At 64.1% G+C, this 270-nt stretch carries 1 protein-coding gene; it reads right to left on the minus strand.

The genetic code is table 11. The annotated features are described in order from the left end of the window. Positions 1 to 270, minus strand: a 270-nt coding sequence (locus tag AC0L2O_RS36855; protein ID WP_473373214.1) for a GFA family protein, incomplete at both ends; no start/stop codon positions are given.

Consider the following 270-nt stretch of genomic DNA (forward strand, 5'->3'; position numbering starts at 1 on the left):
TCAAATGGCGCGGCAGCGCGTCGGGCATGTGCAGGAAAGGAAGCTGCTCGCGCACATGGGCGTGGTGCGTCGGCTTGAAATAGGCCGGCATGTCCATGGCGCCGAGCATGAAATAGATGTGGTCGGCCAGCCGCTCGTCGACATAGGCGATCGGCGAGCCGCAGATACCGCAAAAGGAGCGCGTCACCGGCCCGTTCTCGAACATCTTCAGCGCCTTGCCCGTGAAGGCGACCTGCTCGGTCAGGAAGCCGACGAAAGCCGACACCGGCG

The sequence above is a fragment of the Bradyrhizobium sp. Kon10 genome (genome assembly GCF_055807395.1).